The organism is Thiomicrospira sp. ALE5 (assembly GCF_900112445.1).
In the GTDB taxonomy this organism is placed as follows: Bacteria; Pseudomonadota; Gammaproteobacteria; order Thiomicrospirales; family Thiomicrospiraceae; genus Thiomicrospira.
This window is the reverse complement of the sequence record NZ_FOYY01000003.1, coordinates 981,376-1,005,281: the sequence shown is the minus strand read 5'-3', so window position 1 is coordinate 1,005,281 and position 23,906 is coordinate 981,376. Positions and strand designations below refer to the sequence as shown.

20 protein-coding genes and 1 tRNA gene are annotated in these 23,906 nt (G+C 47.5%); 11 read left to right on the top strand and 10 right to left on the bottom strand.

Annotated elements, in window-relative coordinates; all coding sequences use genetic code 11:
• From BM293_RS04895 to BM293_RS04865, 7 genes are all read right to left on the bottom strand, one after another.
• Complete coding sequence (locus BM293_RS04895; RefSeq protein ID WP_093447241.1) at positions 1-1,179, bottom strand: hydroxymethylglutaryl-CoA synthase; 1,179 nt, start codon at positions 1,177-1,179, stop codon at positions 1-3.
• 20 nt (positions 1,180-1,199) lie between these two features.
• A complete protein-coding gene (gene fni, locus BM293_RS04890; RefSeq protein WP_093447240.1) occupies positions 1,200-2,237 on the bottom strand; it encodes a type 2 isopentenyl-diphosphate Delta-isomerase in 1,038 nt (345 codons plus the stop codon).
• Positions 2,238-3,296, bottom strand: a complete 1,059-nt coding sequence (locus tag BM293_RS04885; RefSeq protein ID WP_093447238.1) for a hydroxymethylglutaryl-CoA reductase — start codon at positions 3,294-3,296, stop codon at positions 2,238-2,240.
• A 61-nt stretch (positions 3,297-3,357) separates the two neighbouring features.
• Positions 3,358-4,179, bottom strand: coding sequence for an SDR family oxidoreductase (locus BM293_RS04880; RefSeq protein WP_093447237.1), 822 nt, complete (start codon positions 4,177-4,179; stop codon positions 3,358-3,360).
• A gap of 188 nt (positions 4,180-4,367) precedes the next feature.
• Entirely contained in the window at positions 4,368-5,612 is a 1,245-nt protein-coding gene (locus tag BM293_RS04875) for an OmpP1/FadL family transporter (RefSeq protein WP_093447235.1), read from the bottom strand.
• A gap of 256 nt (positions 5,613-5,868) precedes the next feature.
• A complete protein-coding gene (locus BM293_RS04870; RefSeq protein WP_093447233.1) occupies positions 5,869-6,441 on the bottom strand; it encodes a DUF302 domain-containing protein in 573 nt (190 codons plus the stop codon).
• 180 nt (positions 6,442-6,621) lie between these two features.
• Positions 6,622-7,761: a 4-phosphoerythronate dehydrogenase gene (locus BM293_RS04865; RefSeq protein ID WP_093447232.1), complete on the bottom strand. Its 1,140-nt coding sequence runs from the start codon at positions 7,759-7,761 to the stop codon at positions 6,622-6,624.
• 102 nt (positions 7,762-7,863) lie between these two features.
• Between BM293_RS04865 and BM293_RS04860 the strand changes: the two genes are divergently transcribed.
• The 6 genes from BM293_RS04860 to BM293_RS04835 all read left to right on the top strand — a co-directional run bounded on the left by BM293_RS04860 (position 7,864) and on the right by BM293_RS04835 (position 16,192).
• The gene (locus tag BM293_RS04860) at positions 7,864-8,493 is read left to right on the top strand and encodes an alpha/beta hydrolase (RefSeq protein WP_093447230.1); all 630 of its coding nucleotides are present in this window, start codon (positions 7,864-7,866) and stop codon (positions 8,491-8,493) included.
• Positions 8,494-8,602: 109 nt separating this feature from the next.
• Positions 8,603-9,988 (top strand): TolC family protein, encoded by a 1,386-nt coding sequence (locus tag BM293_RS04855; protein ID WP_093447229.1) that lies wholly within the window; start codon positions 8,603-8,605, stop codon positions 9,986-9,988.
• Complete coding sequence (locus tag BM293_RS04850) at positions 9,989-11,089, top strand: efflux RND transporter periplasmic adaptor subunit (protein ID WP_093447227.1); 1,101 nt, start codon at positions 9,989-9,991, stop codon at positions 11,087-11,089.
• On the top strand, positions 11,089-14,439 hold the full coding sequence (locus tag BM293_RS04845; RefSeq protein WP_093447226.1) for an efflux RND transporter permease subunit: 3,351 nt from the start codon (positions 11,089-11,091) through the stop codon (positions 14,437-14,439). The genes BM293_RS04850 and BM293_RS04845 overlap by 1 nt, the downstream gene beginning before the upstream one ends.
• 111 nt (positions 14,440-14,550) lie before the next feature.
• The gene (gene xerD, locus BM293_RS04840; RefSeq protein ID WP_093447224.1) at positions 14,551-15,453 is read left to right on the top strand and encodes a site-specific tyrosine recombinase XerD; all 903 of its coding nucleotides are present in this window, start codon (positions 14,551-14,553) and stop codon (positions 15,451-15,453) included.
• A 19-nt stretch (positions 15,454-15,472) separates the two neighbouring features.
• A complete protein-coding gene (locus BM293_RS04835) occupies positions 15,473-16,192 on the top strand; it encodes a DsbC family protein (protein ID WP_093447223.1) in 720 nt (239 codons plus the stop codon).
• A gap of 58 nt (positions 16,193-16,250) precedes the next feature.
• Here the strand turns inward: BM293_RS04835 and BM293_RS04830 are convergent, their stop codons facing one another.
• The 3 genes from BM293_RS04830 to BM293_RS04820 all read right to left on the bottom strand — a co-directional run bounded on the left by BM293_RS04830 (position 16,251) and on the right by BM293_RS04820 (position 20,693).
• Entirely contained in the window at positions 16,251-16,973 is a 723-nt protein-coding gene (locus BM293_RS04830; protein ID WP_093447221.1) for a TIGR04211 family SH3 domain-containing protein, read from the bottom strand.
• A complete protein-coding gene (locus BM293_RS04825; protein ID WP_093447219.1) occupies positions 16,951-19,719 on the bottom strand; it encodes a valine--tRNA ligase in 2,769 nt (922 codons plus the stop codon). Before BM293_RS04825 ends, BM293_RS04830 begins: the two co-directional genes overlap by 23 nt.
• A 191-nt stretch (positions 19,720-19,910) precedes the next feature.
• Complete coding sequence (locus BM293_RS04820; RefSeq protein WP_093447218.1) at positions 19,911-20,693, bottom strand: flagellin N-terminal helical domain-containing protein; 783 nt, start codon at positions 20,691-20,693, stop codon at positions 19,911-19,913.
• Between the two features lie 75 nt (positions 20,694-20,768).
• On the opposite strand from BM293_RS04820, the gene BM293_RS04815 reads away from it, so the two are divergent.
• From BM293_RS04815 to pth, 5 genes are all read left to right on the top strand, one after another.
• Positions 20,769-21,197 carry a hypothetical protein gene (locus BM293_RS04815; protein ID WP_093447216.1) on the top strand — a complete coding sequence of 143 codons (429 nt, stop codon included), beginning with the start codon at positions 20,769-20,771 and terminating at the stop codon, positions 21,195-21,197.
• Positions 21,198-21,363: 166 nt separating this feature from the next.
• A tRNA-Gln gene (locus BM293_RS04810) sits at positions 21,364-21,438 on the top strand.
• A 49-nt stretch (positions 21,439-21,487) separates the two neighbouring features.
• Positions 21,488-22,453 (top strand): ribose-phosphate pyrophosphokinase, encoded by a 966-nt coding sequence (locus BM293_RS04805; protein ID WP_093447214.1) that lies wholly within the window; start codon positions 21,488-21,490, stop codon positions 22,451-22,453.
• A gap of 209 nt (positions 22,454-22,662) precedes the next feature.
• Positions 22,663-23,244, top strand: coding sequence for a 50S ribosomal protein L25/general stress protein Ctc (locus BM293_RS04800; RefSeq protein ID WP_093447213.1), 582 nt, complete (start codon positions 22,663-22,665; stop codon positions 23,242-23,244).
• A gap of 45 nt (positions 23,245-23,289) precedes the next feature.
• Positions 23,290-23,877: an aminoacyl-tRNA hydrolase gene (pth, locus tag BM293_RS04795; RefSeq protein WP_093447211.1), complete on the top strand. Its 588-nt coding sequence runs from the start codon at positions 23,290-23,292 to the stop codon at positions 23,875-23,877.
• Positions 23,878-23,906 lie beyond the last annotated feature (29 nt).

Below are 23,906 nucleotides of genomic sequence, written 5' to 3'. Positions count from 1 at the left end.
CTAGGCCTCGGTTTTGAGATAGTAGCGTTTGTGGTCTTGGATGCCTGCGAGGCGATAGGGGCCAGTATGATAGATGTCAAAGGTGATATTGGCATCATTGGGCTGAGGCTGTTGATAATAGGCCAAATAATCGGCATAGCTTAACGCCTTGCGTTGCGCTATTTGCGCTAAATGGCTTTTGGTAAATAAATGCGCTTGATAACCGGTTTGCAATACGCCGCTAAAAAATTCAGCAACACAGCCAGAGCCATAGCTAAATAGCCCCACGCGATCGCCACTTAAATCGGTCGATTTTTGCGCGTAATAATCTAGCAGTGAACAAAAACCGACAAATAGCGAGGCACTGTAACTATTGCCAATCACCCGATTATAAATTTGGCTGGGTTGAATCTGTGCTTGGGTTTGGGCGTCATCCTGCGCCACGCCCGCGAGTTTAACCAGCTGCTTATGGGCTTTTTCGGCCATTTTAGTAAACGGAATGTGATAGCAGAAATGCTGAATATCGGCAAAGCCGCGTCCGGTTGCATCTTGAAAGTGTGACCAGGCCTGCTTCAAGCTATGCAGGTAAACTTTGGTCGAATACTTGCCATCAACCAGTGCGGTATCGCGGTGATTGGGGCGCCAAAAATCCATGACATCTTCAGTGTAATAGCCTGAACCAGGTTCAATGGCCATAATGCGTGGATTGGCAGTTACTAGCATGGCCACCGCGCCACAACCTTGGGTGGCCTCGCCGGAGGTGTCCACATCATAGCGTGCAATGTCGGCAGCAACGACTAAAATACGTTCATTAGGATTGGCGCGCACACTGTTCACTGCCATTTGTAACGCGGCGGCACCGGCATAACAAGCGTGTTTAAATTCCATTACGCGGCAACGGTTAGGCAGCCCAAGTAGGCCATGTAAAAAAGCACCGGCTGATTTTGATTGATCGACACCGGATTCGGTGGCAAAAAAGACGGCGGTGATTAGGCTGGGGTCACTGGCGGCTAACACTGGGTCGCAGGCTTTGGCGGAGAGGGTGACCACATCTTCATCGGGCGGCGCAATCGACATTTTTTCTTGGCCAATGCCCACATGGTATTTATTGAGATCTTGATTTTTTTGTTGCGCAAAGACGTCCAGCCCGAGATAAAAATCGGCGGTGGCAAAGTGGATTAGGTCAATACCAACATTCATGCGTCGTCTAAGCTTCCATGTTAAGGCTGCACCAAGAGGGCATCGTTTAAAAAAAGGTCTGTTGTCGTTGCGGCGCCGACTAAAAATTGCGCAACCTGAAATGCTTGTTTAAATTCAGTAATCGTTTGAACCACGGCGTCGGTGCTTTGTAAGGCCGGTTGTAAAAACGGCGCGGCCACACCACAGACATAGCCACCCATTATAACTGATTTCACCATGTCAATGCCATTACGGATTCCGCCACTGGCAATAAAGCGCGCTTGCTGATGAAAAGGACGCGCATTTTGTAGCGCTTGGGGTGTGGTATAGCCCCAATCTTGAAACAACAGCCCTAAAGCTTGTTGTTGTGATTTAGTGGTGCGATGCGCTTCAATGCGGCTCCAAGACGTGCCGCCACGACCAGCAAGATCAAACCAACCAATACCGGCGTTAAGTCCGCGTTGAATGTCAGTCGCTGATAAGCCACAGCCAACTTCTTTTAACACAATCGGCACCGGCAGCTCGCGGGCGAGTTGCTCAATTTTGGCGCATAAGCCAGCAAAGTTGCGGTCACCTTCTGGTTGAATCAGCTCTTGCAATGGATTCAGGTGCAAGATAAGCGCGTTGGCCTCTAAACAATCGACCGCGCGTTTCGCTTCATCCAAGCCAAAACCATAGTTAAGTTGGACCGCACCTAAATTAGCCAATAACGGCACATGAGGCGCATAGTGGCGAATTGCAAAGCTGCGTTGCGCGTCGCTGTTGGCCATCATCACCCGCTGTGAACCGACGGCCAGTGCAATCTGTTGATCTGCAGCGGCCTCGGCCAAATGACGATTAATTTTTTCCAGTTGCTCGCCCGAACCACCGGTCATCGATGAAATAAGTAACGGGAAGGCAAGGGTGTGGTCAAACAAGGTGCATTGACTATCGAGTTGCGCAAAATCCAGGCCAGGTAGCGCGCAATGGCGCAGTTGGATTTGATCAAAGCCGCTTTGCTGGCGGTCTATTGCTTGGTCTGACAAGATCGCATTAATGTGATCTTGTTTGCGCTGATTGATGGCGTTAAATTCGCTCACTTAGCGCTCGAACTTGAGGTGGGCAGCCATCAGCTCACCGGGATTGGTTTGCGCGGCTAATAGGGAAAGTTCGCCACAAAGCGCGGTGGCCCCAGCAATCGCCGCTAAACGACGCGCATTTACACCCGGTTCTACATCCGTGGCGGTGCAACCAAGCTGGGCGAGGTTGCGTTGGACAAAATCTAGGCCTTTGCCATTGCCGACACTGCCAACAATCAGGTTAGGCAGGCTAGTTGAAAAATATAACCCGCCATCGGGCGTCACTTCGGCATGGTTAATCGCTTGCGAACCTTCAACAATATTGGCGGCATCTTGACCGGTCGCTAAATAAAAGCCGAGCAGCATATTGGCGACATGGGCATTAGCACTGCGCAGGCTGCCAGCGGCAATTGAGCCGAGTAGGTCTTTTTTAATATGCAAATCGACCAGTTTGGCAGGGGTGGTTTTTAAAAAGCGTTGGCAGAGTTTGTCGCTAATCCAGGTTTCACACACAATATGTTTACCGCGGCCTAAAATGCCATTGACCGCCGAAACTTTTTTGTCAGTACAGAAATTGCCCGAAATCGACACATAACTAAGCTGTGGGTATTGGTTAAGTAGCCAGGGAGTGAGCTGGTCGGCCGCTTGGGTGACCATATTATGACCAGAGGCATCGCCGGTGCTGAACTCTAAACGTAAATACAATAGATTGCCAATAATCTCACCGTTAATATCGAGCAGTTTGGCAAAGCGACTGGTTTGGGCGACCACTTGCTGTAAGTCGGCTTGGCGCAGTTGCACTTGGCGCAATACGTTTAAGGCTTGTGTGGCATCGGGCGCTTGTAACAACAACGAGCGGGTCATGCGTTCGTTAATCACGGTGACCTGAATGCCGCCAGCATGAGCAGTCGCGCGCGCGCCACGCGCCACTGATGGCCAAAGTGGAGTTTCATAGGTCGCCATTGGCACCATAATGTCATCGGCATTAACCGCGCCGGTCAGCTTGAGCGGGCCCACCGAGCGCATCGGGATCTGGGCAAATTCTGTGTACTCAATTGGAGATGATTTCATGTGCGCCATTATAAACGAGATCGCAAAAATGTCACGATGGACAAGCTGCGATAGTCTGGGTTAAGTCCTGTTAAATAAGGCTGGCATAGCCTTCTTGGTAGCTAGGGTAAATAAATTCATAACCAGTGGCACGAAGTCGCGCATTACTTAAACGCTTATTACTGCGCATTAGACGGCTGTTTTCAGTCGGTTCAGCGTGCTCAATATTGCCAATACTGAGTTGCTCGGCCAACCATTCATAGACTTCGCAAGACAAGCTGGGTTGATTGTCGACGGCAATATATAAAGACTCGGGATTGGGCAGGTTCATTAAATGACTTAGCACGCCAACACAATCATCGGTATGGATTCGGTTGCTATACACATCCTCCATACACTGGGCTTTGCCTTTTAGTACCTGGTCGATAATGTGGGTGCGCCCCGGGCCGTATATGCCGCCAAAGCGCACCACGGTGGCAGGAAAGTTGGCATTTAAGGCGAGTTGTTCGCCCTCTAAAATACGTTTGCTAGAAAAGTTATGTTCTTCTGCAGGGCTGGTTTCTGTGACCCATTCCCCGTCGGCTTGGCTAAATACCGAGGTACTAGAGGTGAAAAACAGCCGCTTAATCGGCTGGTCTGCTAGCGCCGTCAATAGGTTTTTCATGCCGGCAACATAGGCTTGGTAGTAGGCAAGGTCGTTGTATTTACCGGCAGAAGCCATGTAGAACACATAGTCTAGGTCGTTGGGTAGATCTAGGTTGTCCTGGTGCAGGTCAGCAGCAATGGGCTGAATGCCCTCGGGTAACAGGTCGGTGTTGCGACGAATGCCATAAACCTGGTGGCCGGCATCGCTAAGTTGGCTGCCCAAGCGGCTGCCAATATCACCACAGCCTGCAATTAAAACCTTTGCCATACAATCCCCTTACTATGCTGATAAACGTGTGCAGTTAAATTTTTCGCTAGTATGCCCAAGTTTAGCGATGCTGAAAAGGTGCAAGGTGTAAAAAATTTGTTAAATAAAAAAGCCCCGGGGCTTGTGGGAGCAAGCGGCGCCGAGGCAGGCTTGGTTAGCAGGCTAACCAGGGTAGGAGAAGCGGTTGGTTAGAAGTTCATCCGCAATGCAATGGTGTAACCCAATTGAGAGTGGGTGACTTTGTGGGAGGTGTCACCTGGGGCGCCACCACTAATTAAACCAGTGTCAACTGTTTTAGTTTTTTCCGCGGCATAGGTCACTGCACCTTCAACGGTTAGGTTGTCGGTGAAGCTATAGCCGCCACCAAAGGTAAAGTGGCTTTCTACGACTGCAGGGAAAAAGTGGTTGTTAAATAAATTTACTACCTGGTTTTGTGCATTCTTTAGCATGTCTCCACCAGAACTATTTAATTTTTTAATTGGGTCGCTACCATAGTTATAGCCCACGCCTAGCCAGTATTTATTGGCGGTATATTTGGCACCAATCGCAAACACGTCTTGATCTTCCCAGTTGAAATCTTTATAGCCTTTCGCCGAGCCCCAACCAATACGCTTATAGTCAGCGGTGTACATCATGTTACCCATGGTGTAAGCGGCACCAACTTTAATTTCGGAGGGTTGTTCAAGGTTGTCTCCAAATGGCCTATCTAAAGGCCCACCAAAATCCTGACTAAATGGAGCAGATGCATTAGAAATTTGGTCTTTATATTTCATGTCAATTGCTGATTGATAGGCTAAACCAAGTGTGAGTTCTGGGGTGACATCGAAATAACCACCGATATTGAAGCCCAAGCCATAGTCAGTTGACATACCGCTGCCAATAGAAGTAGACGGGTCGGTATTGTCAAACTGGTAATTAATGTCCAATGCACCATACTGAATCACCGGTGCAAAGCCGATGCCCCAGTTGCTGTCGTTATAGGCAAGGGTTGGAGCAAATTTCATTAACTGAAGGTTACTGTAGCCGTTAATGAGTTCATCATTTCCTCTGTAATCAACCCCCATGCCTGCTGTTCCGAAAATGCCTAGACCAAACACCCAGTTGTCGTTAATGCGGGTGGCCAAAGACACTTCTGGAATAATGCTGAGATCCGAGTCACTTTTTGCTTTTCCTGGCCCAAATGTGGTTGCATCAGCCTTTACATCTGGCATAAACACCGTACCACCAATCACAAACTCCGTGCCCTGCATCTTACCAATCAAGGCCGGGTTGGTTAGGGCGTTTTCTGAACCAAAAAATGCCGCCGCTCCGGTACCGCCCATGGCGCGAGATTGAGCGCCTAAACCAATTAAGTGATCGCCGTTAGTGGCTAAAACAGGTTGTGAGACCATGGCTGCCGCTGCAACGGCTAGTGCTAAACGAGTAGGTTTCATACTTTAGTATCCTTTTTTGTAATAAAAGTATTGAAGCAATTGGAGTTAGTGCCGAAAGGGCCTAATTCCTAGGTGTTTTTAACTATGCGGCAAAATGAATTAAAAAGATAATTGATAAATTTTTATCGGGGATAGAAGAAGTTGATGCTTTATAAGTAATTGATAATAAAATTAAATAATTAAAGTCTAATTTTAATAAGGCAAAAAAAAACCGGTGCCAAAGCACCGGTAAGCGGAGGAGAAGCGAGGGTAGATGTTAGAAAACGTCGCCAGTTGCGCCTTTTTCCATCATTTCCCACATTGCTTCACGCACAGCCATAGTCAATTCTTTCAGCTCTTCAGGCATTTTACGCCCCATCTTGATCATCATATCCATATTCATGGTGTAAAGATGTAAGCCACCATCATGCTCTACGATCGTAATACGGCATGGTAAGAAGGCGCCCATCGCCGGACTAAAGTCGATCATTTTACGCGCCGTTTCTGGGTTACAGTAAGACACAACATGAATGACACCGGATTCTACGCCGCGTGCATTTAGCTCCTGTGACAACGGTAGTTGACCCACATCCATTAAGCCAGGTGTGTTAAGTGCTACATTATCTAAGGCGTCAAGAATGTCTTGAACTTCAACGCCTTCTTCAGCTTCACGGTGCCAGACTACGGCATAGCCAATGTCGCCTTCGCTTTCAACCCAGCGATCCCAAATTTCATTAAAGGTGCCCCAGGCGCCCTCTTCGAGGTTACCAGCTGCTTTCATAGTGCCGCAGCCAGAAAGTAGTGCGATTAAACCGGCTAGAAAACCGACTTTAACAAAGGTCATATTCATAGTTACTATCCTTTACATGGTTATGACGAAAATTAACATTAAGCGATTGAGTATTTCAGTCGTGTTTTTTTTTACAAAACCAAGATTACTCCTGTTGTCACCAAAAGAGAAAGCGAATTTTTTTGGTGTCTAATAATAAAATTTTATTATAATTTATTAATCTTCTAATATTAGAGTTGCCTAATATAAACGAAAGCCAAGTGATTGCAAGGCTTGATTCCATTCTTTTTGTGCACCTTTGGCTAGCGTATGCATCGGCCATTCTCGGCGCATGGGATAATCTCGACGTTGGATTTCAAACTGGCGCCACACTTGTTCCATGGTGTCAGCGTGCAATCGCTGGTGATCATAGTGTGGGTTGTAAGCCTGATGCAGTAAGTCAAGCAATATCGCAGGCCAGTTATCTAAGTGGCTATTTAATTGCAGTGCGGCAGGCTGAGCTGGGCAGGCCTGCTGCCAGTGGGTTTGGGGTGAAACCTGCCAAAATTTGCATAGTTGTTGGTACACCCATAACCCACCAGTGAGTTTCGCGTCATAGCTATGCCCCGCAATGTGAGGGGTAGCAAGGCTGGCTTGTTTAAAAAGTGTGGCATTAATATGGGGTTCATCTTGCCAGCAATCGACCAGTTTTGTGTGCATGGCACTTTGGCACCAGGCCTGCTCATCGACGATGCCACCGCGAGCGGCATTGATGATGATTTGGTTTGCATGAAGTCTGTTAAGGCGATTTGCATGGATAAGATTGGCGCTAGGATAAGCCCCCTCAAAACTGAGCGGTGTGTGAAGGGTAATAATATCGGCTTGATCTAAAAGGCTATCCAGGTCTTGCCAGTCACCAGCGGGACAGGCATCGCCTTGATCTTGACGTGGTGGGTCATTGAGTAGCAGTTTAAAACCGAGGGCCTGTGCTTTGGCGACCACCTTTTGGCCAACATGGCCGACACCGACTACGCCAATCGTTAGCTGCTTAAAGTCTTGTTGGCGTAAGCAAGCCTGCTCAACTAGTAGCGTGATAATATATTCACTCACTGAGTTTGCATTGCACCCTTGTGCTGAATAAAAGTGAATGCCTTGTTGAGCTAACCAGGCCTGGTCGATATGATCGAGGCCAACAACGCTACTGCCAACAAACTTAACACGGCTATTGGCAAGTAGCGTTTCATTCACTTGGGTGCGTGAACGTACGATGAGTGCGTCGGCATCCTGCACTGTTTGCGCGTCAATATCGCGTCCGGCAATGAGTTGGATGTCGCCTAGGTGACTAAATAGTTCGCTTGCCAAGGGTAAAGCATCATCAATAATAATACGATGGGTTGTCATGTGCCAAATGTCTCCGAGCTTAGACTAAGTAAAAGGAAATACCTAAGGATATGAAGCAGTGTAATCTAGGTCAGGCCATAATAGCTACAAATTGGAGCGGGCATGGGGCAAGCTAAATCAATTGTATTTGTCCCAGGACCAGTGGGGATGCTAGAGTGTCGGCTGGGTATGCTAAAGCCGGGAACGCGCCCACGAGGGTTGGTGGTGTTATTGCATCCCCATCCGCTCTATGAAGGTAGTATGAATAACAAAGTTGTGACTACCTTGGAGAAAAGCTTTTTAGCTGCGGGCTGGCAAACCGTGGCGTTTAATTTTCGCGGTGTGGGGCGCAGTGAGGGTTTTTTTGATGAAGGGCGCGGTGAGCAAGCGGATTTAGCTGCGGTTGTCACCTGGGCGCAAGGCATGTACGGTGAGTTACCGCTTGCCTTAGCAGGTTTTTCATTTGGCAGCTATATTGCGTTGTGCCAGGCGGAAGCTTTGCAGGCGCGTTATTTAATTACCGTTGCACCGCCGGTGAATCTTTATGCGTTCGAGTCGTTATCGGTGCCAGCTGAGCTGCATTGGAGTCTAATTCAGGGTGGGCAAGATGAGGTGGTCCCACCTTATAAAGTGGCTAACTGGATGCGGGGTTTAAAGGTACGACCAGATGTCTATTGGCGCGAGGCGGCAAGTCATTATTTTCATGGTGAGTTGATTTGGTTGCAGCGAATTGTTGCCGCTTGTTTGACTTAGTTTAATGAATTATAATATTAGAATTTTCTAATATATTAATGCGTTTGCTGTTGTGCGTGAAGCTGCGTATGCTTAGCAAATTAGGCCTATTTTAAGTAAGGAAGTAAACATGAAGCCTCGTATTTTGGCTATGGCGTTGAGTTGTGTCTTTTCAAGCGCTGTGCTGGCTCAAACGGTTGAATTTAGTGAAAGTGTCAATCAAACGCTGTCGCAAAACCCACAGCGTGATGTAACGGCTGCGCAAATTGACCAAGCGCAAGCAGCGGTTAATCAGGCAGAGTATGGCCGTATGCCTCGGTTTAATTTGTCTTTTGGGGTAACCCATAGCAACAACCCACTGAATGTGTTTGGGATGAAGTTGCAACAAAAAAATGCAACATTTGGCGATTTTGGATTTAGACAGTTTGATCCTATTAACCCTAACCCAGGACTTAAACCTGACGATCTTAACAACCCCGATCCCTACACCAACTTCAATACCGCAGTTGAAATGCAGCTTCCCATCTGGAATGGTGGGCGTATTGCGCACTTTCAACAGCAAGCTGAAGCCATGTTGGCCGCAGCACAGCAAGGTGATGAAGCTGTGCAGCAGATGCTGACGTTTTATGTTTATGAAGCCTATGAAGGTGTCCATGCTGCACGACGTTTTATCGATGTCGCTAAACAGGCGTTAAAAGCAGCAGAGGCCTATGTTAACACCACGCAAAACCTTGTTAATCAGGGTGTGGTGGTGCGTTCCGAATTATTGAGCGCGCAAGCAAATGCAGCAGAAATTTCAGTATTACTTGAGCAAGCTCAAAACCAAGAGCAAATGGCATTAGATGGCTTGCGTATGCTAATGGGGATTGAACCAAATGCACCGCTCGATGTAGGTGCGCGTGTCGCGGTGGTGTTGCCGTCGGACGATTTGGATAGCCTGCTTAACCAAGCCTTATTAAATAATCCGCAGTTACAAGCGCAACGCCGTGCTTTGTTAGCGCAGCAGGCAGCAGTGGGTGTGGCGCGTGCAGATTTGTATCCGCAGGTTAACATGATGGCACGTTCTGAGTGGAATGACGACCGTTTGGGGCTCAGTGCGCAGTCTTATACTATTGGTGCGGTTGCAACCTGGACTTTTTATGACTTTGGCTTTACCCAGCGTGGCGTTGATCAGGTGAATGCGAAATTGCGTGAAGAGCAAGCCAAGCTCCGCAGTCATGAGTTAGAGGTCAGAATGCAAGTATTGCAAGCTTGGCGACAATATCAAAATGAGTTAAAAAAATTAGCGGCCAATGAAGCCGCAGAACGCTTCGCCACCGAAGCTCAGGAACTTGTCGCACGTCGTTATGAAACGGGTATTGCAACGATGACCGAGGTATTAGCCAGTCAAGCGCAATTGGATAAAGCGCGGGCAGAATTAGTCAACTCGCAATATGCCATTAACTTACAAAAAGCCAGGTTACGTCTAGCGGCTGGCCTAATGAATTTAGATGATTTGAGTTTGGAGAACCAATAAATGAAAAGATATTCTTTGGCCTTAGCAGGCCTGCTAGCCGTGACGTTTGGTCTAAGTGGCTGTAACGATGAGTCAAGTTCGAGTGATGTTCAGAACGAAGCCGTTAACACCCATGAAGTAACGGTTAGCCAGGTGCAGTTGGCGACGGTACCCGTCTTGGTCAATATGCCAGGATCAGTGGTGCCTGACCAACAAGCACGCATTGCTTCTCGCCTGATGGGCAATATTCAAACCATGCCGGTCGAGTTGGGTACGCACGTTAAACGCGGTGATTTATTGTTTACGATAGACCCACAAGATATTAACAGTCAGATTTCGCAAGCGCGTGCTGGTTTTCAACAAGCCCAAGCGGCGTTAGAAAATGCTCGTGCTGATTTTGAACGTTTTAGCGAACTACTGCGTGAAGAGTCGGTATCGCGTCAGCAGTTTGATGGCGTGCGCTTACAATATAATGTTGCGCAAGAAAATCTAGCTGCAGCGCGTGCTGGTTTAGAACAGGCTGAGGCACAATTAACCTATGCCAATGTCCGTGCGCCGTTTGATGGTGTCGTGGTACAAAAATTAGCGGATGCGGGCGACCTTGCCGCACCAGGAAACCCTGTCGTGGTCATTGAAAACTTGCGTTCGCTAAGTGTGCAAACAGAAGTTTCACAAGACCTGTATGCGGCAATCAATGTGGGCGATACGGCACTTATTCAGGTAGATGGCGTCAATGAGGTTTTGGAGGGAGAAATTTACTCTCTTGTTGCAGCAGCTAATCCACGTACGCGTGGTCATACCACCAAATTAAGTTTGCCGGTGTTGGATAATGTTAATTCGGGCACCTTTGCACGTATTAGTTTTATTCGTGGCGAGCGTCAGGCACTGTTGATTCCGCAAACGGCGATTGTCAACCGTTCTGGGATTGAAGGGGTATTTGTGGTCACCGATGATGCACACGTGCAGTTCCGCATGGTGCGTTTGGGCGCTCAGCAAGCCAATTTTGTTGAAGTTCAAGCAGGTTTGGATATCGACGAGGTTATTGTTGTTACCCATAATCAAACCTTGGTGAATGGTGATCGTGTTATCACGCAAACAGCGGCGTTGGAGCGTAGTGAATAATGGCAGAGTCACAGAATCAAACAGGGCAGGATAACCTGCAACTCAACAGTGCGGGGAAACTCGCCAAAATGTTTATTCACTCCAAGATCACCATGATGATCATGATTGCTATCATGTTGGCAGGTCTATTGTCATTGTTTATGACACCGCGTGAATATAACCCACAAATTGTGGTGCCGGCTGCGAATATTATGGTGCCCAAAGCGGGTGCGACACCGGAAGAAGTGAATAACATGGTGGTCAAGCCATTAGAAGCGATTATGAATGCGCTTCCAGGCGTTGATAATACTTTTGGTTATGCTACCAGTGATTTTGGGGTGGTAACAGTTCAGTTTAAGGTCGGTGAGGATCAGATTGATAGCTTGGTAAAAGTTTATAACCAGGTGATGCAAAATATGGATCGGATGCCACCGGCGACACAGCAGCCCATTATCAAGCCAATTAATGTTGATGATGTGCCCATCCTTACCTTGACACTCACCTCAGAACGGATGGATGGCTATGACTTGCGCGACGTGAGTTTAAAGCTGGTTGAACAGTTGCGTAACGTGCCGGGTGTGTCCTTTACCGAGGTGCTGGGTGGTAAACAGCGTGCGGTCAATGTTTGGTTGGATTCACAAAAAATTGCCATGACGGGCTTATCTTTGGATGACATTAGCGACATGCTAATGGGATCCAACGTGTCTATGCCGGTCGGTAACCTGGTGCACAATAATCAAAGTCATCCTGTGCGAGTGAATGGTTATCTCGGTAGCGCGCAAGAAGTTGGTGACATTATTATTGGCGCAGACAAGGGACAGCCGATCTTTTTGCGTGATATTGCCACAATTGAAGAAGGCCCATTTGAAGATGAAGTTCACACTCGGATTGGATTTGGACCTGCGAGTTCGTTGGGTTTGCGTGGCGAGTTGCCTGCGGTCACTATTTCGATTGCTAAAAAGCCGGGCACCAATGCCGTAACGGTATCGAATGCGGTGATGGAAAAGTTTGATACTTTACAAACCGCTATGTTACCGGCTGATATTGAAGTGGTGGTGACCCGTAATGATGGTGAAATGGCTGATAAGGCTGTTAACGTTCTGGTAGAAAGCTTAATTATTGCCATTATTGCCGTGGTCATTATTTTGATGGTGTCATTGGGTTGGCGCGAAGCCTTAATCGTGACCTTAACCGTACCATTAATTTTGTTTGTGGTGCTGATTGTCGGCTATATTTTTGGTCAAACCCTAAACCGAATTACGCTGTTTGCGCTGATTCTATCGCTAGGGTTATTGGTTGACGCCGCGATAGTGGTGGTGGAGAACATCCACCGCCATGTGCGGCATGGTGTCGATCCAAAAACCTTTGATCAGTTACTGATTAAGGCCACGAATGAAATTGGTAATCCGACTAACGTGGCAACGCTTGCAGTTATTTTGGCCTTTATTCCGATGTTGTTTGTGACCGGAATGATGGGGCCCTTTATGGCACCGATTCCATTCAACGTGCCTGTGGCAATGATTGCATCACTACTTATTGCTTATATGTTGGTGCCTTATGCAGCTTATCGTTGGTTGGGTAAAAATGCCATTAAGAAAATGGCGGAAACCGATAGCATTCAGTCTCATCACCCGCAAAAAGAAGATTGGCTGCAGCGCGGTTATGTCAAGTTATTGGCACCGATGATTGCTAGTCGTACCAAACGGAATATCTTCTTGTTTGTGGTGTTAATGAGCTTATTTGCAGCGATGTTCCAGCCAGCGATTCAGTTTGTGCGCGAAGATGGCATGAATAATCCGCTGCACCCGGCGGGGGTGGAAGTCAAAATGCTACCGTTTGATAACACTGACACCTTCTTGGTACAGGTCGATATGCCATCGGGCACGGCCACGGAAGCGACCGACCGCGTGGTGCGTTTTGTGGGTGATATTATTGGTCGGACTGACTATGTCACCGACTACAGTGTTTATTTGGGAACACCGGCACCGATTGATTTTGCTGCCCTGGTTCGCGGTGACTTGATTAAGCAGGGTGAAAACTTTGCCCAGATTCGAGTGAATTTGCTTGAAAAAGAACGTCGCTCGTTAAGTTCGCATGAAATTGCCCAGCAGCTTTATGATCGCTTTGCGATGGTGCGTCAAGACTTCCCAGAAGCTAAAGTCAAAATCTACGAAACACCGCCTGGGCCGCCAGTGACGGCACAGATTTTAGCTGAGCTTTATGGGCCAGATTATGACAAACTGCGTGATGCGGCCAATGAGATTAACGCCAAGTTTGAGCAGATTTACGGCATGATTAACGTGGATAACTCGGTCACTGATGATGTGTTGAGTTATGAGATTAATATTGACCGTGAAAAGGCTAACTTACTGGGTATTGCGCCGGCAAATGTCAGCAAAATGCTGCGTGATTATGTCAGTGGCTTTAACTTGGGGTACATGCATTATGATAATGTTCGTGAACCCGTCAATATCGTAGTGCGTTTACCGCGTGCGGAGCGAACCGTACCAGAGCAGCTGTTAACCTTGCGCGTTAACTCTTACTCGGGTGAGGCCGTGCCTTTATCTGCGATTGCCACGATAGAAGAGCGTATTCTAGCTAAGCCGATTATGGGGCGTGACCAGCATTCCATGACGATGGTGAGTGGTGAACTTTTGCGCTCTAGTCCGGTGTATGCCGTGTTGACGCTTGATAAAATGCTGGATAATGTCACCCTGTCAGAATCAGGCGTGACCTTCCAAACCGCCAACCTAGGCTTTATTGAAGCCCAACCGAAGGATGTGATGGATTACACCTTGTTATGGGGTGGGGAAATGCGTCTTACTTTGGATGTATTCCGTGATATGGGGAGTGCGTTTATTGTCGCCCTTGTATTTATCTATCTGATTTTGGTTGGCTATTATCGCTCGTTTATGTTGCCTTTTATTGTCATGGGCGCGATTCCATTAACGATGATTGGGGTCTTCCCTGGGCATTGGTTGTTGGGTCAGGCATTTACGGCTACGTCGATGATAGGGGTGATTGCCTTGGCGGGGATTGTGGTGCGTAACTCCTTGTTGCTGATCGATTTCACTCTAGAGTATCAACGTGAAGGAAAGTCTTTACGCGACGCAGTTATTGAGGCAGGTAAAGTGCGTGCCAAAGCGATTATTCTAACGGCATTAACGATTATTTTTGCCTCGATTGTGATGGTGCCCGATCCGGTATTTGGTGGGTTAGCGATCAGCTTAATCTTTGGGGTGATTTCATCAACAATCTTGACCTTGTTTGTGATTCCGTTGATGTACTTTATCTGGCAAACCTACTATCCGTCACCACCAGAGTTAACGGATATGGCCAAAATTGAAAAAGAGTTATTGTCTAAGGTTTAAGCTTTGATAGTTAATCTTGGTTCAAGATAACCGATGAACCCCAATAAGCAGGCCTGCTTATTGGGGTTTTTTGTTTTATACTGCGTTAATTTGTAGAGGGGTGGGGCTCTTATGCCATTTGATCAAGCCTTAGCGGCCTTTATGCGTTATTTGCATCTTGCTCAGGGCTTAAGTCGTGCGACACAGCAGGCGTATCAGCGTGATTTACGTGATTTTGTGTTGCGCACCGGCGGCGAAGCCGCGCTATCTTCTGCTGCTTGGCTCACTTGGCAAGAAACTGATATTCTTCAGTATTTAGTGGGGTTGTCGGCAGAAGCTAAACCGCAAACACTGGCTCGGCGTTTGGCGGCTATCAAGCGGCTGTATAAGTTTGCCTTGCACCAGGCCTGGTTGTCGGTGCATCCAGCGCAACAGTTACAGGCACCCAAACAGCAGCAGGCGATTCCTAAGGTTCTATCCGAGCAGAATATTGATGCGTTACTGGCCGCACCGGATGTCAGCACAGCGTTGGGGTTGCGTGATCGCGCCATTTTAGAGCTGATGTATGCAACCGGTTTGCGGGTATCAGAGGTCGTTAGTCTACCTATTGCGCAGGTGGATTTAGCCGCAGGCCTGCTAATGGTGGTGGGCAAGGGTAATAAGCAGCGTATTATCCCGATGGGTGAGTGGGCGCAGCATTGGTTAGCCCAGTATTTAGCGCAAGCTCGGCCAGGCCTGCTTAAACCTGGCGCGGTATTGGATGAGGTGTTTGTATCACGGATTGGGCGCCCAATGACACGACAAACATTGTGGCATCGTATTCATAATCTTGCGCAACAGGCCGGTCTCACTGGTAAACTATCCCCCCATGGGTTGCGGCATGCCTTTGCGACGCACTTAATTAATCATGGGGCGGATTTACGCAGTGTGCAGCTATTGCTTGGACACAGCGATTTATCCACCACCCAAATTTATACCCATGTCGCTAAAGCGCGACTTAAACAGCTTCATCAACAACATCATCCGCGCGGATAGCAGGATTAGAGGACAAAGTATGATTAAATCGATTCAAAGTTTGGCGTTAGCCGCACTAATGGGCGCGAGTGCTATGATGCCTGCGATGGCAGATACTCAGCGTATCCAACAAGTTTTATCGCAAATGGCGCCGGGCGCACCGGCGGCTGATATACAACCCAGTGTAATACCGGGTCTGTACGAAGTGACCTTAGGTGTTACGGTTTTTTACATGACAGCGGACGGCGAGCATTTGTTTAATGGTAACTTGATTAATCTTGAGCAGGGTGCGAACCTGACTGAAAAGCGTCTGCAGCAAGCAAGACTTGAGGCGTTAAATGATATTGATCCTGCGTCGATGATCGTATTTAAAGCTAAAGGTGATACCAAGCGCCAAATCACCGTGTTTACTGATATTGATTGTCCGTTTTGTAAGCGTTTTCATAATCAAGTTGGACAGTTAAATGAGGCCGGTATTGAGGTGCGTTATTTAGCCTTCCCTCGTTCAGGCCCAAGCACGCCTAGTTTTACTAAAATGGAATCGGTGTGGTGTAGTGCGAATCCGGTTAAGGCTATGGATGATGCTAAAAATGGCATGGACCCAGAAACCAAACGTTGTGACAATCCGGTGATGTCTCACTTCCAAGCGGCACAGTTTTTTAATGTATCGGGTACACCGACGATGATTATTGATGATGGCCAAATGGTGCCAGGTTTTGTACCTGCGGAAGATTTGATTCCAGCGTTGTTAGAAAACTAACTAAAAAGGCATTGTATGAGTGCAATGCCTTGTTGTTATCCTAAACAACCTTTTGGGGTTAAACGCTATCCCAACTGCTGCGGCGTTTTGGGATTCTGAAGAAACGCCCGAGTAATAAGCCAATTAACAATACACCTGCCCCCGTTAAAAACCATTGGCGTTTAACGGCATCACCTGCTTGGGCGATTTGTTGGCGCATAATGACCTGTTGCGCTTCCATTTCATTAATAATCTGACGCATTTCACGGTTTTGCTTATCTAAATCAACCGCCTGTCCTGATATCTCGCGGATTTGTTCTAGTTCGCGGCGTGCTTCAAAATGCGCTTGTTTAAGCTCAGTTAATTCCGCAACAATTTCATCGTGATGGGTTTGTAGCTGCTCATAATCGCGATTTTGCTCATTAAAGCGCGCTTCAAGTTCATTAAAGCGTGCGCGTTGTTCATTTAATTGCAAACGTGCCGGCGGTTGATTCTGAATAGAAACCTGGTGAATCCAGCCTTGTGACGTGCGGTTGTTATGAGTCGCTTCTACGCGTGACCAGCCATCGCGGGTTTCAAGCACTTTTAATGGCGTGCCGGGGGGCAACATCCGTTCAATTCGGAACTCCACCCCCGCGCCACGCCGCATAGGTTGTTCCACACGGTCGCTAACATAATGGGTGAAGGCTTGTGTGTTGTCTTGTGCATAAACAGTGGAGCTGGATAATAGACCTATGTTTAAGCTTCCGGTTAACAGGATCAGCCCGAGTGTCTGACGTTTAAAGCTGTTCGATTTTGCCATATTGCTGCTCCAAGTTGCGTAGTGCGGTTTGAATATCATCGAGCTTAGCGCGTTCCTTGGCGACGACGGCGTCGGGTGCGCGCGAAATAAAGTTTTCGTTACTAAGTTTGCCATCCAGTCTTTTTTGTTCGTTTTCTAAACGATCAATTTCCTTTTTCAGGCGCGCCAGCTCGGCTTCTTTGTCAATAAGGCCCGCCATCGGAATTAAAATATTCATCTCGCCAACCAGTGACATAGCCGATTCCGGCTCATCGGTTTCATTGGCTAAGACCTCAATCGATTCAAGCTTCGCCAGTGTCATTAAGAACAGGCGGTTATTATCCAACCAGGCCTGGTCTTGCGCCGATACTTTGCTGAGTAATACCGGCAGGGGTTTGCCCGGTGCAATATCCATTTCCGAACGAATACGACGCACACCCATAATAAATTGTTTCACCCAGTCCAGTTCGGCTTCGGCAGCCAAGTCAATCTTGCTCTCATCCGCTTCTGGGTAAGGTTGCAACATAATGGTGTCGCCCTGTTTACCGGCCAAGGGTGCGACCGCTTGCCAAGCCTCTTCGGTGATATAAGGCATCACCGGGTGCAATAAACGCAACAAGGTTTCCAGTACGCGTACCAGGGTACGGCGCGTGCCGCGTTTGGCGGCATCGGACGAGTCTTTGTTAAGAATCGGTTTCGCCAGCTCCAAATACCAATCGCAGTATTCGTTCCAGGTAAATTCATACAAGAGATTCGCCGCCATATCAAAACGGTATTGTTCAAAATGACGCACCACTTCGGTTTCTAGCGTTTGTAAGCGCGATACGATCCAACGATCGGCCAGTGACAACTCAATCGGCTGGCTTTCATCGACCCCGGTATCAAACCCTTGAGTGTTCATTAATACATAACGGGTGGCGTTCCACAATTTATTGCAGAAGTTGCGATAACCTTCACAGCGATTGAGGTCAAACCGAATATCGCGGCCAGTTGATGCCAGCGAGGCAAAGGTGAAACGCATCGCATCGGTGCCAAATGCGGGAATACCGTCGGCAAATTGTTTGCGGGTGTCTTTTTCGATTTTGGCGGCTTTTTCCGGTTGCATCATGCCATAGGTGCGTTTGTTGACCAGGCTTTCCAAGTCGATACCGTCAATCAAGTCAATCGGATCCAACACATTGCCTTTCGATTTGGACATTTTTTGTCCTTCGGCGTCGCGCACCAAACCATGCACATAGACTTGTTTAAACGGTACTTGGCCGGTGAACTTCAGGGTCATCATAATCATCCGTGCGACCCAGAAGAAAATAATGTCGAAGCCGGTTACCAAGACTGAAGTCGGGTGGAATTTTTCCAGTTCCGGTGTTTGCTCCGGCCAACCGAGGGTCGAGAAGGTCCATAACGCCGAGCTGAACCAGGTATCCAGCACGTCATCATCTTGATGCAGAGGACGATCACCTAAATTATGCTTGGCGCGCACTTCAGCTTCATCACGGCCGACATACACACCGCCTTGGTCGTCATACCAAGCCGGAATGCGGTGTCCCCACCAAATTTGGCGCGAAATACACCAGTCTTGAATATTGTTCATCCATTCAAAATAGGTGTTTTCCCAGTTTTTCGGCACAAATTCGATGTCGCCGTTTTTCACCGCGTCAATCGCCGGTTTGGCTAGTTCTTGTACCGCGACATACCATTGGTCGGTCAGCATCGGTTCGATCACTGCATGCGTCCGGTCACCGCGTGGCACCATCAGTTTATGCGGTTCGATTTTTTCCATAAGACCGAGCGCTTCCAAATCGGTCACGATTTGTTTACGTGCTTCGTAACGGTCGAGACCTTGGTATTTTTCCGGTGCTGAATCGTTAATTGCTGCGTCTTGGGTGAAGACATTTAACATCGGCAGGTTGTGACGTTTGCCCATTTCATAGTCGTTAAAGTCGTGCGCGGGCGTAATTTTGACGCAACCGGTTCCAAACTCAGGGTCAACATAGTCATCGGCGATAATCGGAATGTCACGCCCCACCAATGGCAGGGTAATGGTTTTGCCAATCAATGCTTGATAACGTTCGTCTTCCGGATGCACAGCCACCGCTTGGTCGCCGAGCATGGTTTCGGGGCGGGTTGTGGCGACCACCAAATGCCCGGAGCCATCGGTCAAAGGATAGCGCATGTGCCACAGGTTGCCTTGTTCTTCTTCTGACACGACTTCCAGGTCGGAGACGGCGGTGTGCAGCACCGGATCCCAGTTGACGAGACGTTTGCCGCGATAAATCAAGCCTTCTTCATGCAAACGGACAAATACTTCTTTCACCGCGTTGGATAAGCCGTCGTCCATCGTAAAGCGTTCACGGCTCCAGTCAGGCGATGCACCCAAACGGCGTAACTGTTGGGTGATAGTGCCGCCGGATTCGGCTTTCCATTTCCAGATTTCATCAATAAACTTGTCGCGTCCTAAATCATGGCGACTTAAACCTTTGGCGGCTAATTGGCGCTCAACCACCATTTGGGTGGCGATACCGGCGTGGTCGGTGCCCGGTTGCCACAGGGTCGGTTTGCCTTGCATACGATTGAGGCGAATCAGGGTATCCATAATCGTGTCTTGGAAGGCATGTCCCATGTGCAAACTGCCGGTGACGTTCGGCGGCGGAATCATAATGCAATAGGGCGCTTTATCTGAGTCGGTATTGGGCGAGAAATAACCGGCGTTTTCCCAAGTTTGATACCACTTGGCTTCAATCGTTGTTGGGTCGAAATGTTTATCCATGATCTGCTTGTATGTGTCTTGATAAAAATAGCGTTAATTATAACAAGCGTTTATAAATAGGTGCGAAGGATTATGCGGATTTGAAAACGCAGGCGATTACTTGGGTGGATTGACCAGGGCACAACCAATGGTCTAACAGCGATCAGTTTGGACAGAGTCCTATAGAAACAGGGTTGATCTTATAAGCGCATTTATCTAATAAGCTGTAGGATATTTGCTTTGTCTTGGTTGCCTTGAGCCAGCATCATAATACCCGCTTGATTTAAGATGTCTTCGCGCGCTTTGCTAACAGAAGCGCGCGCAAAATCGGTATCTAAAATCTGGCTACGGCTGGCTATGTCATTTGTTTGGCCAGTGGCCATATTGGATATAGCCGACAATAGACCATTTTGCTGTGCGCCAAACTCAGCTTGGGTGCTGCTCATGGTTTCGATGGCTGTTTTCAGGGAATCGACAGATGCTGAGGCGCTAGCAAGGTTGCTAATACTTAAACCATTTAAGCTTAATAGATCGTTGTTAAGGGTGGGCATAGTTAAGGTGCTTGAGCTATCACCTAGTGCTAGATTGATGTCTGGATTTTCACCGTTGAATAAAGATACGCCATTAAACTGTGTCGTTTCAATTATGCGGTTTATTTCTTGTAATCCCTGTTGAAATTCACTGTCGAGTAGATTGCGTTGCGAATCATTGAGCGTGCCATTCATAGACTGGATCGATAGCTCGTACATCCGTTGTAAATTAACTGTGATGCCCTGGGTTGCGCCATTGGCTGTTTGCAGGATAGAGATGCCGTCAGCGGCGTTGCGCAAACCAGTTGATTGACTGTTGATGTCGGTGGTTAAACCATTTGCAACGGCTAAGCCGCTTGGGTTGTCGGCGGCACGATTAATTTGAGAGCCTGAAGTCATGCTTGCTGTAGTTGAACTTAAATTAGAAAAATTAGCTCGACTGTTGCTAATAGCGTCTGTACTCATAACTGAAAATCTCCCAAGACTATGACAACTTAATTCTATAATACGACATGGTGTTTATATTGCAAAGGATATCTAATGAGTTGTTGCGGAAAAGGCTTTTGTAATTTTCAATTTCCACCGGGTCCGCCTTTAACAGATTACTCGGTTACGAATCTTGATGCGCAATATTTATTTCTGCCCTATGGCACTTTGCTTGAGGTTGAAGAAGTGGTTCGCATTTGGATGGAGTCGGGTAAAACAAAAGAGGTCATCGTTACCGCCAAATGGCCAGTGGTATTTGATAGTACAGGCGCACATACGCCAGCTCGTGATCAGGATTTGCCATGGCAATTGGTTGCTATGGATACAGGGTTTGAATATGAAGATATTATGTACTGGCCGCAGCATGATTTATTTAACCCCACAACACAGCCGGTGGTGCTAGAGTTTAAGCATCCAATTGAATATAAGCCAAGCTTAAAAATGCGTTGGTTAGAATTGCTCTATAAAATTCGCAACTTGTAATGAAGCCAACTAGCGAGCGACCTAAGCTTAAAGCCAATGCAGTATAGGTTTAGTCACAAGGTAATGGTCTCGACTTGAGGATAAAATTTTTACAGTTTTTTTTAAAATACACTTGCAGTTTTTTTAGATCTTGGCATAATACGCACCTGTCTTCGGACTGAGATATTGGGCTGTAGCCAAGCGGTAAGGCAGCGGGTTTTGATCCCGTCATGCGAAGGTTCGAATCCTTCCAGCCCAGCCATCTCTCATCCGCATAAAGAATTCTATTCCTCCACAGGAGCTGCCATTATATGGCTAACAAAAGCGTCATGATATTTGCCGGTAATGCAAATGTCACTCTTGCCGAGAGAATCTCCCTCTACTTAGATCAACCCTTAGGACAAGCAAACGTTGGCCGTTTTAGTGATGGCGAAATCATGGTGCAGATTACAGAATCTGTTCGTGGTAAGGATGTCTATGTTTTGCAACCTACTTGTACGCCAGAACCGGCCGTTAATTTAATGGAAATGCTGGTTATGATTGATGCACTTAAACGTGCCTCAGCGAAACGTATCACCGCAGTGGTCCCTTATTATGGGTTTGCGCGTCAAGATCGTCGTCCTCATTCAGCGCGTGTACCGATTACAGCACGTCTAGCGGCTGACATGATTACAGTCGCTGGCGCGGATCGCATGATTACCATTGACCTGCACTCTGATCAAATTCAAGGTTTCTTCGACATCCCAGTTGATAATATCTATGCTTCGCCGGTATTGGTTGAAGATATGCTGGCTCAGTCCGGCTCAAATGTGTCCAATATTACGGTGGTGTCCCCCGATGTTGGGGGCGTAGTGCGTGCCCGTGCTGTTGCCAAAGCATTAGATGTTGAGTTAGCCATCATTGATAAGCGCCGACCAAAAGCCAACGTATCGCAGGTTATGCATGTTATTGGTGATATCAAGGGTCGAGATTGTATTATTGTAGATGATATGGTCGATACTGCGGGCACCTTGTGTAAAGCGGCAGCAGCTTTGATGGAAAATGGCGCTAAAAGTGTGACAGCCTATGCTACGCATGCCGTATTGTCTGGTCCTGCAGTCGGAAACATTCGTAAATCGGTGTTAAAAGAATTGGTGGTAACGGATACCATTCCGCAAACACTTGATGCGATGGAGTGCGAAAAAATTCGCCAAGTTTCGGTTGCTAATATTCTGGGCGAAACGATTCGTCGCGTAAATAATGAAGAATCGGTTACTGCGCTAATGCCAGCGATGTAAGCCAGCCGTTATAAGTTATTATTGATAAGTAACCAGCCCCGATTAGTCGGGGTTTGTTGTTTCTGGCAGGCTATATTAGCAAGTGCTTGAAAATTATTGGTTAATTGTTGGCTATTAAGTCATAAATCAGTATAATACGGCCTTTATTTTTGCCTGGTCGCGGGTGAAAGTTTTTGTAACGAGGGCAACCTCATTGATGGAGTAACGCTATGAGCGCATTATGGACAGCTAAAGTTCGTTCGACTGAGGGGAAAGGTGCGAGCCGCCGCCTTCGTCATACGGGCCAAATCCCAGGGATCATTTATGGCGGCGAAAAAGACGCCGTATCGGTCACCTTGGATGCAAACTTTGTTAAAAAAGCATTAACGAACAACGATATTTACAACACGGTTTTAACTGTTGATGTTGAAGGTGCAGGCCAAGAAAGTGTTGTGATTAAAGACATGCAACGTCACCCAGCGCGTGCTGATGTGATGCACATCGATTTACAACGTGTAACCGATAACGGTCGTGTTGTTAAGCGTGTTCCCATTAAGTTCACCGGTGCGTCAAAAGCGCCTGGCGTTAAATTGGGTGGCCTAATGACCTACTTCCAGAAAACAGTAGAAGTACGTTGTTCAGCTAAAAACCTTCCGACTGCCATTGAAATTGATGTTTCAAAAATGGAGTCAGGTGAAAGCATGCGTTTATCAGATCTTCAATTGCCTGAAGGCGTTGAAGTGGTTGCACTATTACACGGTAGTGCCGACTATGACCAAGCCGTTGTAGGTATTGGTAAAGTTAGACGTTAATTAAACTTGGCCCAGTAGGGTCAGGTTGACTAGGAACCAGCGCTTATGTCCTCTGTACAACTGATTGTCGGCTTGGGTAACCCAGGCGAGCAATATGAACAGACACGACATAACGCTGGTTTTTGGTTTGTGGAGGAAATGGCACGCCACGCTGGCGAGGTGTTTCGTCCAGAAACCAAATTTTTAGGTCTCGTGGCCAAAGTCGTGGTTAATAATCATCCAGTATGGTTATTGAAGCCAGCCACGTTTATGAATCGTTCAGGCCAGTCAATTCAAGCGCTAGCCAACTTTTATCGCATTCCCGTCGAAAGTATTTTAATTGCGCATGATGAGCTCGATCTACCGGTAGGGGTGGCCAAACTCAAAACAGGCGGAGGCCATGGCGGGCATAATGGTTTAAGAGATTCAATCGCAGCACTGGGCGGTGCCCATTTTCATCGTTTACGCTTGGGTATTGATCATCCAGGTGATCGCAAGCAAGTCGTCAATTATGTGCTTAAAGCACCATCAAAACCTGACCGCCAAGCGATTGAGGATGCGATTTATGATGCCACGCGGGTGATGACTGATGTCGTGCAAGGCGATTTTGCTAAAGCGATGAATCAGCTCCACACCAGGCCTGCTGCCAGTTAATATCATTTCAGACTACAAGGACATTTACC

What these genes read in the sequence shown, in the direction of transcription:
- BM293_RS04865 (WP_093447232.1), bottom strand. Translation starts at nt 7,761, where the DNA reads ATGACAACCCATCGTATTATTATTGATGATGCTTTACCCTTGGCAAGC.
- BM293_RS04860 (WP_093447230.1), top strand. Translation starts at nt 7,864, where the DNA reads ATGGGGCAAGCTAAATCAATTGTATTTGTCCCAGGACCAGTGGGGATG.
- BM293_RS04835 (WP_093447223.1), top strand. Translation starts at nt 15,473, where the DNA reads ATGATTAAATCGATTCAAAGTTTGGCGTTAGCCGCACTAATGGGCGCG.
- BM293_RS04895 (WP_093447241.1), bottom strand. Translation starts at nt 1,179, where the DNA reads ATGAATGTTGGTATTGACCTAATCCACTTTGCCACCGCCGATTTTTAT.
- xerD (WP_093447224.1), top strand. Translation starts at nt 14,551, where the DNA reads ATGCCATTTGATCAAGCCTTAGCGGCCTTTATGCGTTATTTGCATCTT.
- BM293_RS04875 (WP_093447235.1), bottom strand. Translation starts at nt 5,612, where the DNA reads ATGAAACCTACTCGTTTAGCACTAGCCGTTGCAGCGGCAGCCATGGTC.
- BM293_RS04800 (WP_093447213.1), top strand. Translation starts at nt 22,663, where the DNA reads ATGAGCGCATTATGGACAGCTAAAGTTCGTTCGACTGAGGGGAAAGGT.
- pth (WP_093447211.1), top strand. Translation starts at nt 23,290, where the DNA reads ATGTCCTCTGTACAACTGATTGTCGGCTTGGGTAACCCAGGCGAGCAA.
- BM293_RS04820 (WP_093447218.1), bottom strand. Translation starts at nt 20,693, where the DNA reads ATGAGTACAGACGCTATTAGCAACAGTCGAGCTAATTTTTCTAATTTA.
- BM293_RS04845 (WP_093447226.1), top strand. Translation starts at nt 11,089, where the DNA reads ATGGCAGAGTCACAGAATCAAACAGGGCAGGATAACCTGCAACTCAAC.
- BM293_RS04870 (WP_093447233.1), bottom strand. Translation starts at nt 6,441, where the DNA reads ATGAATATGACCTTTGTTAAAGTCGGTTTTCTAGCCGGTTTAATCGCA.
- BM293_RS04855 (WP_093447229.1), top strand. Translation starts at nt 8,603, where the DNA reads ATGAAGCCTCGTATTTTGGCTATGGCGTTGAGTTGTGTCTTTTCAAGC.
- BM293_RS04815 (WP_093447216.1), top strand. Translation starts at nt 20,769, where the DNA reads ATGAGTTGTTGCGGAAAAGGCTTTTGTAATTTTCAATTTCCACCGGGT.
- BM293_RS04885 (WP_093447238.1), bottom strand. Translation starts at nt 3,296, where the DNA reads ATGGCGCACATGAAATCATCTCCAATTGAGTACACAGAATTTGCCCAG.
- BM293_RS04830 (WP_093447221.1), bottom strand. Translation starts at nt 16,973, where the DNA reads ATGGCAAAATCGAACAGCTTTAAACGTCAGACACTCGGGCTGATCCTG.
- BM293_RS04880 (WP_093447237.1), bottom strand. Translation starts at nt 4,179, where the DNA reads ATGGCAAAGGTTTTAATTGCAGGCTGTGGTGATATTGGCAGCCGCTTG.
- BM293_RS04850 (WP_093447227.1), top strand. Translation starts at nt 9,989, where the DNA reads ATGAAAAGATATTCTTTGGCCTTAGCAGGCCTGCTAGCCGTGACGTTT.
- BM293_RS04825 (WP_093447219.1), bottom strand. Translation starts at nt 19,719, where the DNA reads ATGGATAAACATTTCGACCCAACAACGATTGAAGCCAAGTGGTATCAA.
- BM293_RS04805 (WP_093447214.1), top strand. Translation starts at nt 21,488, where the DNA reads ATGGCTAACAAAAGCGTCATGATATTTGCCGGTAATGCAAATGTCACT.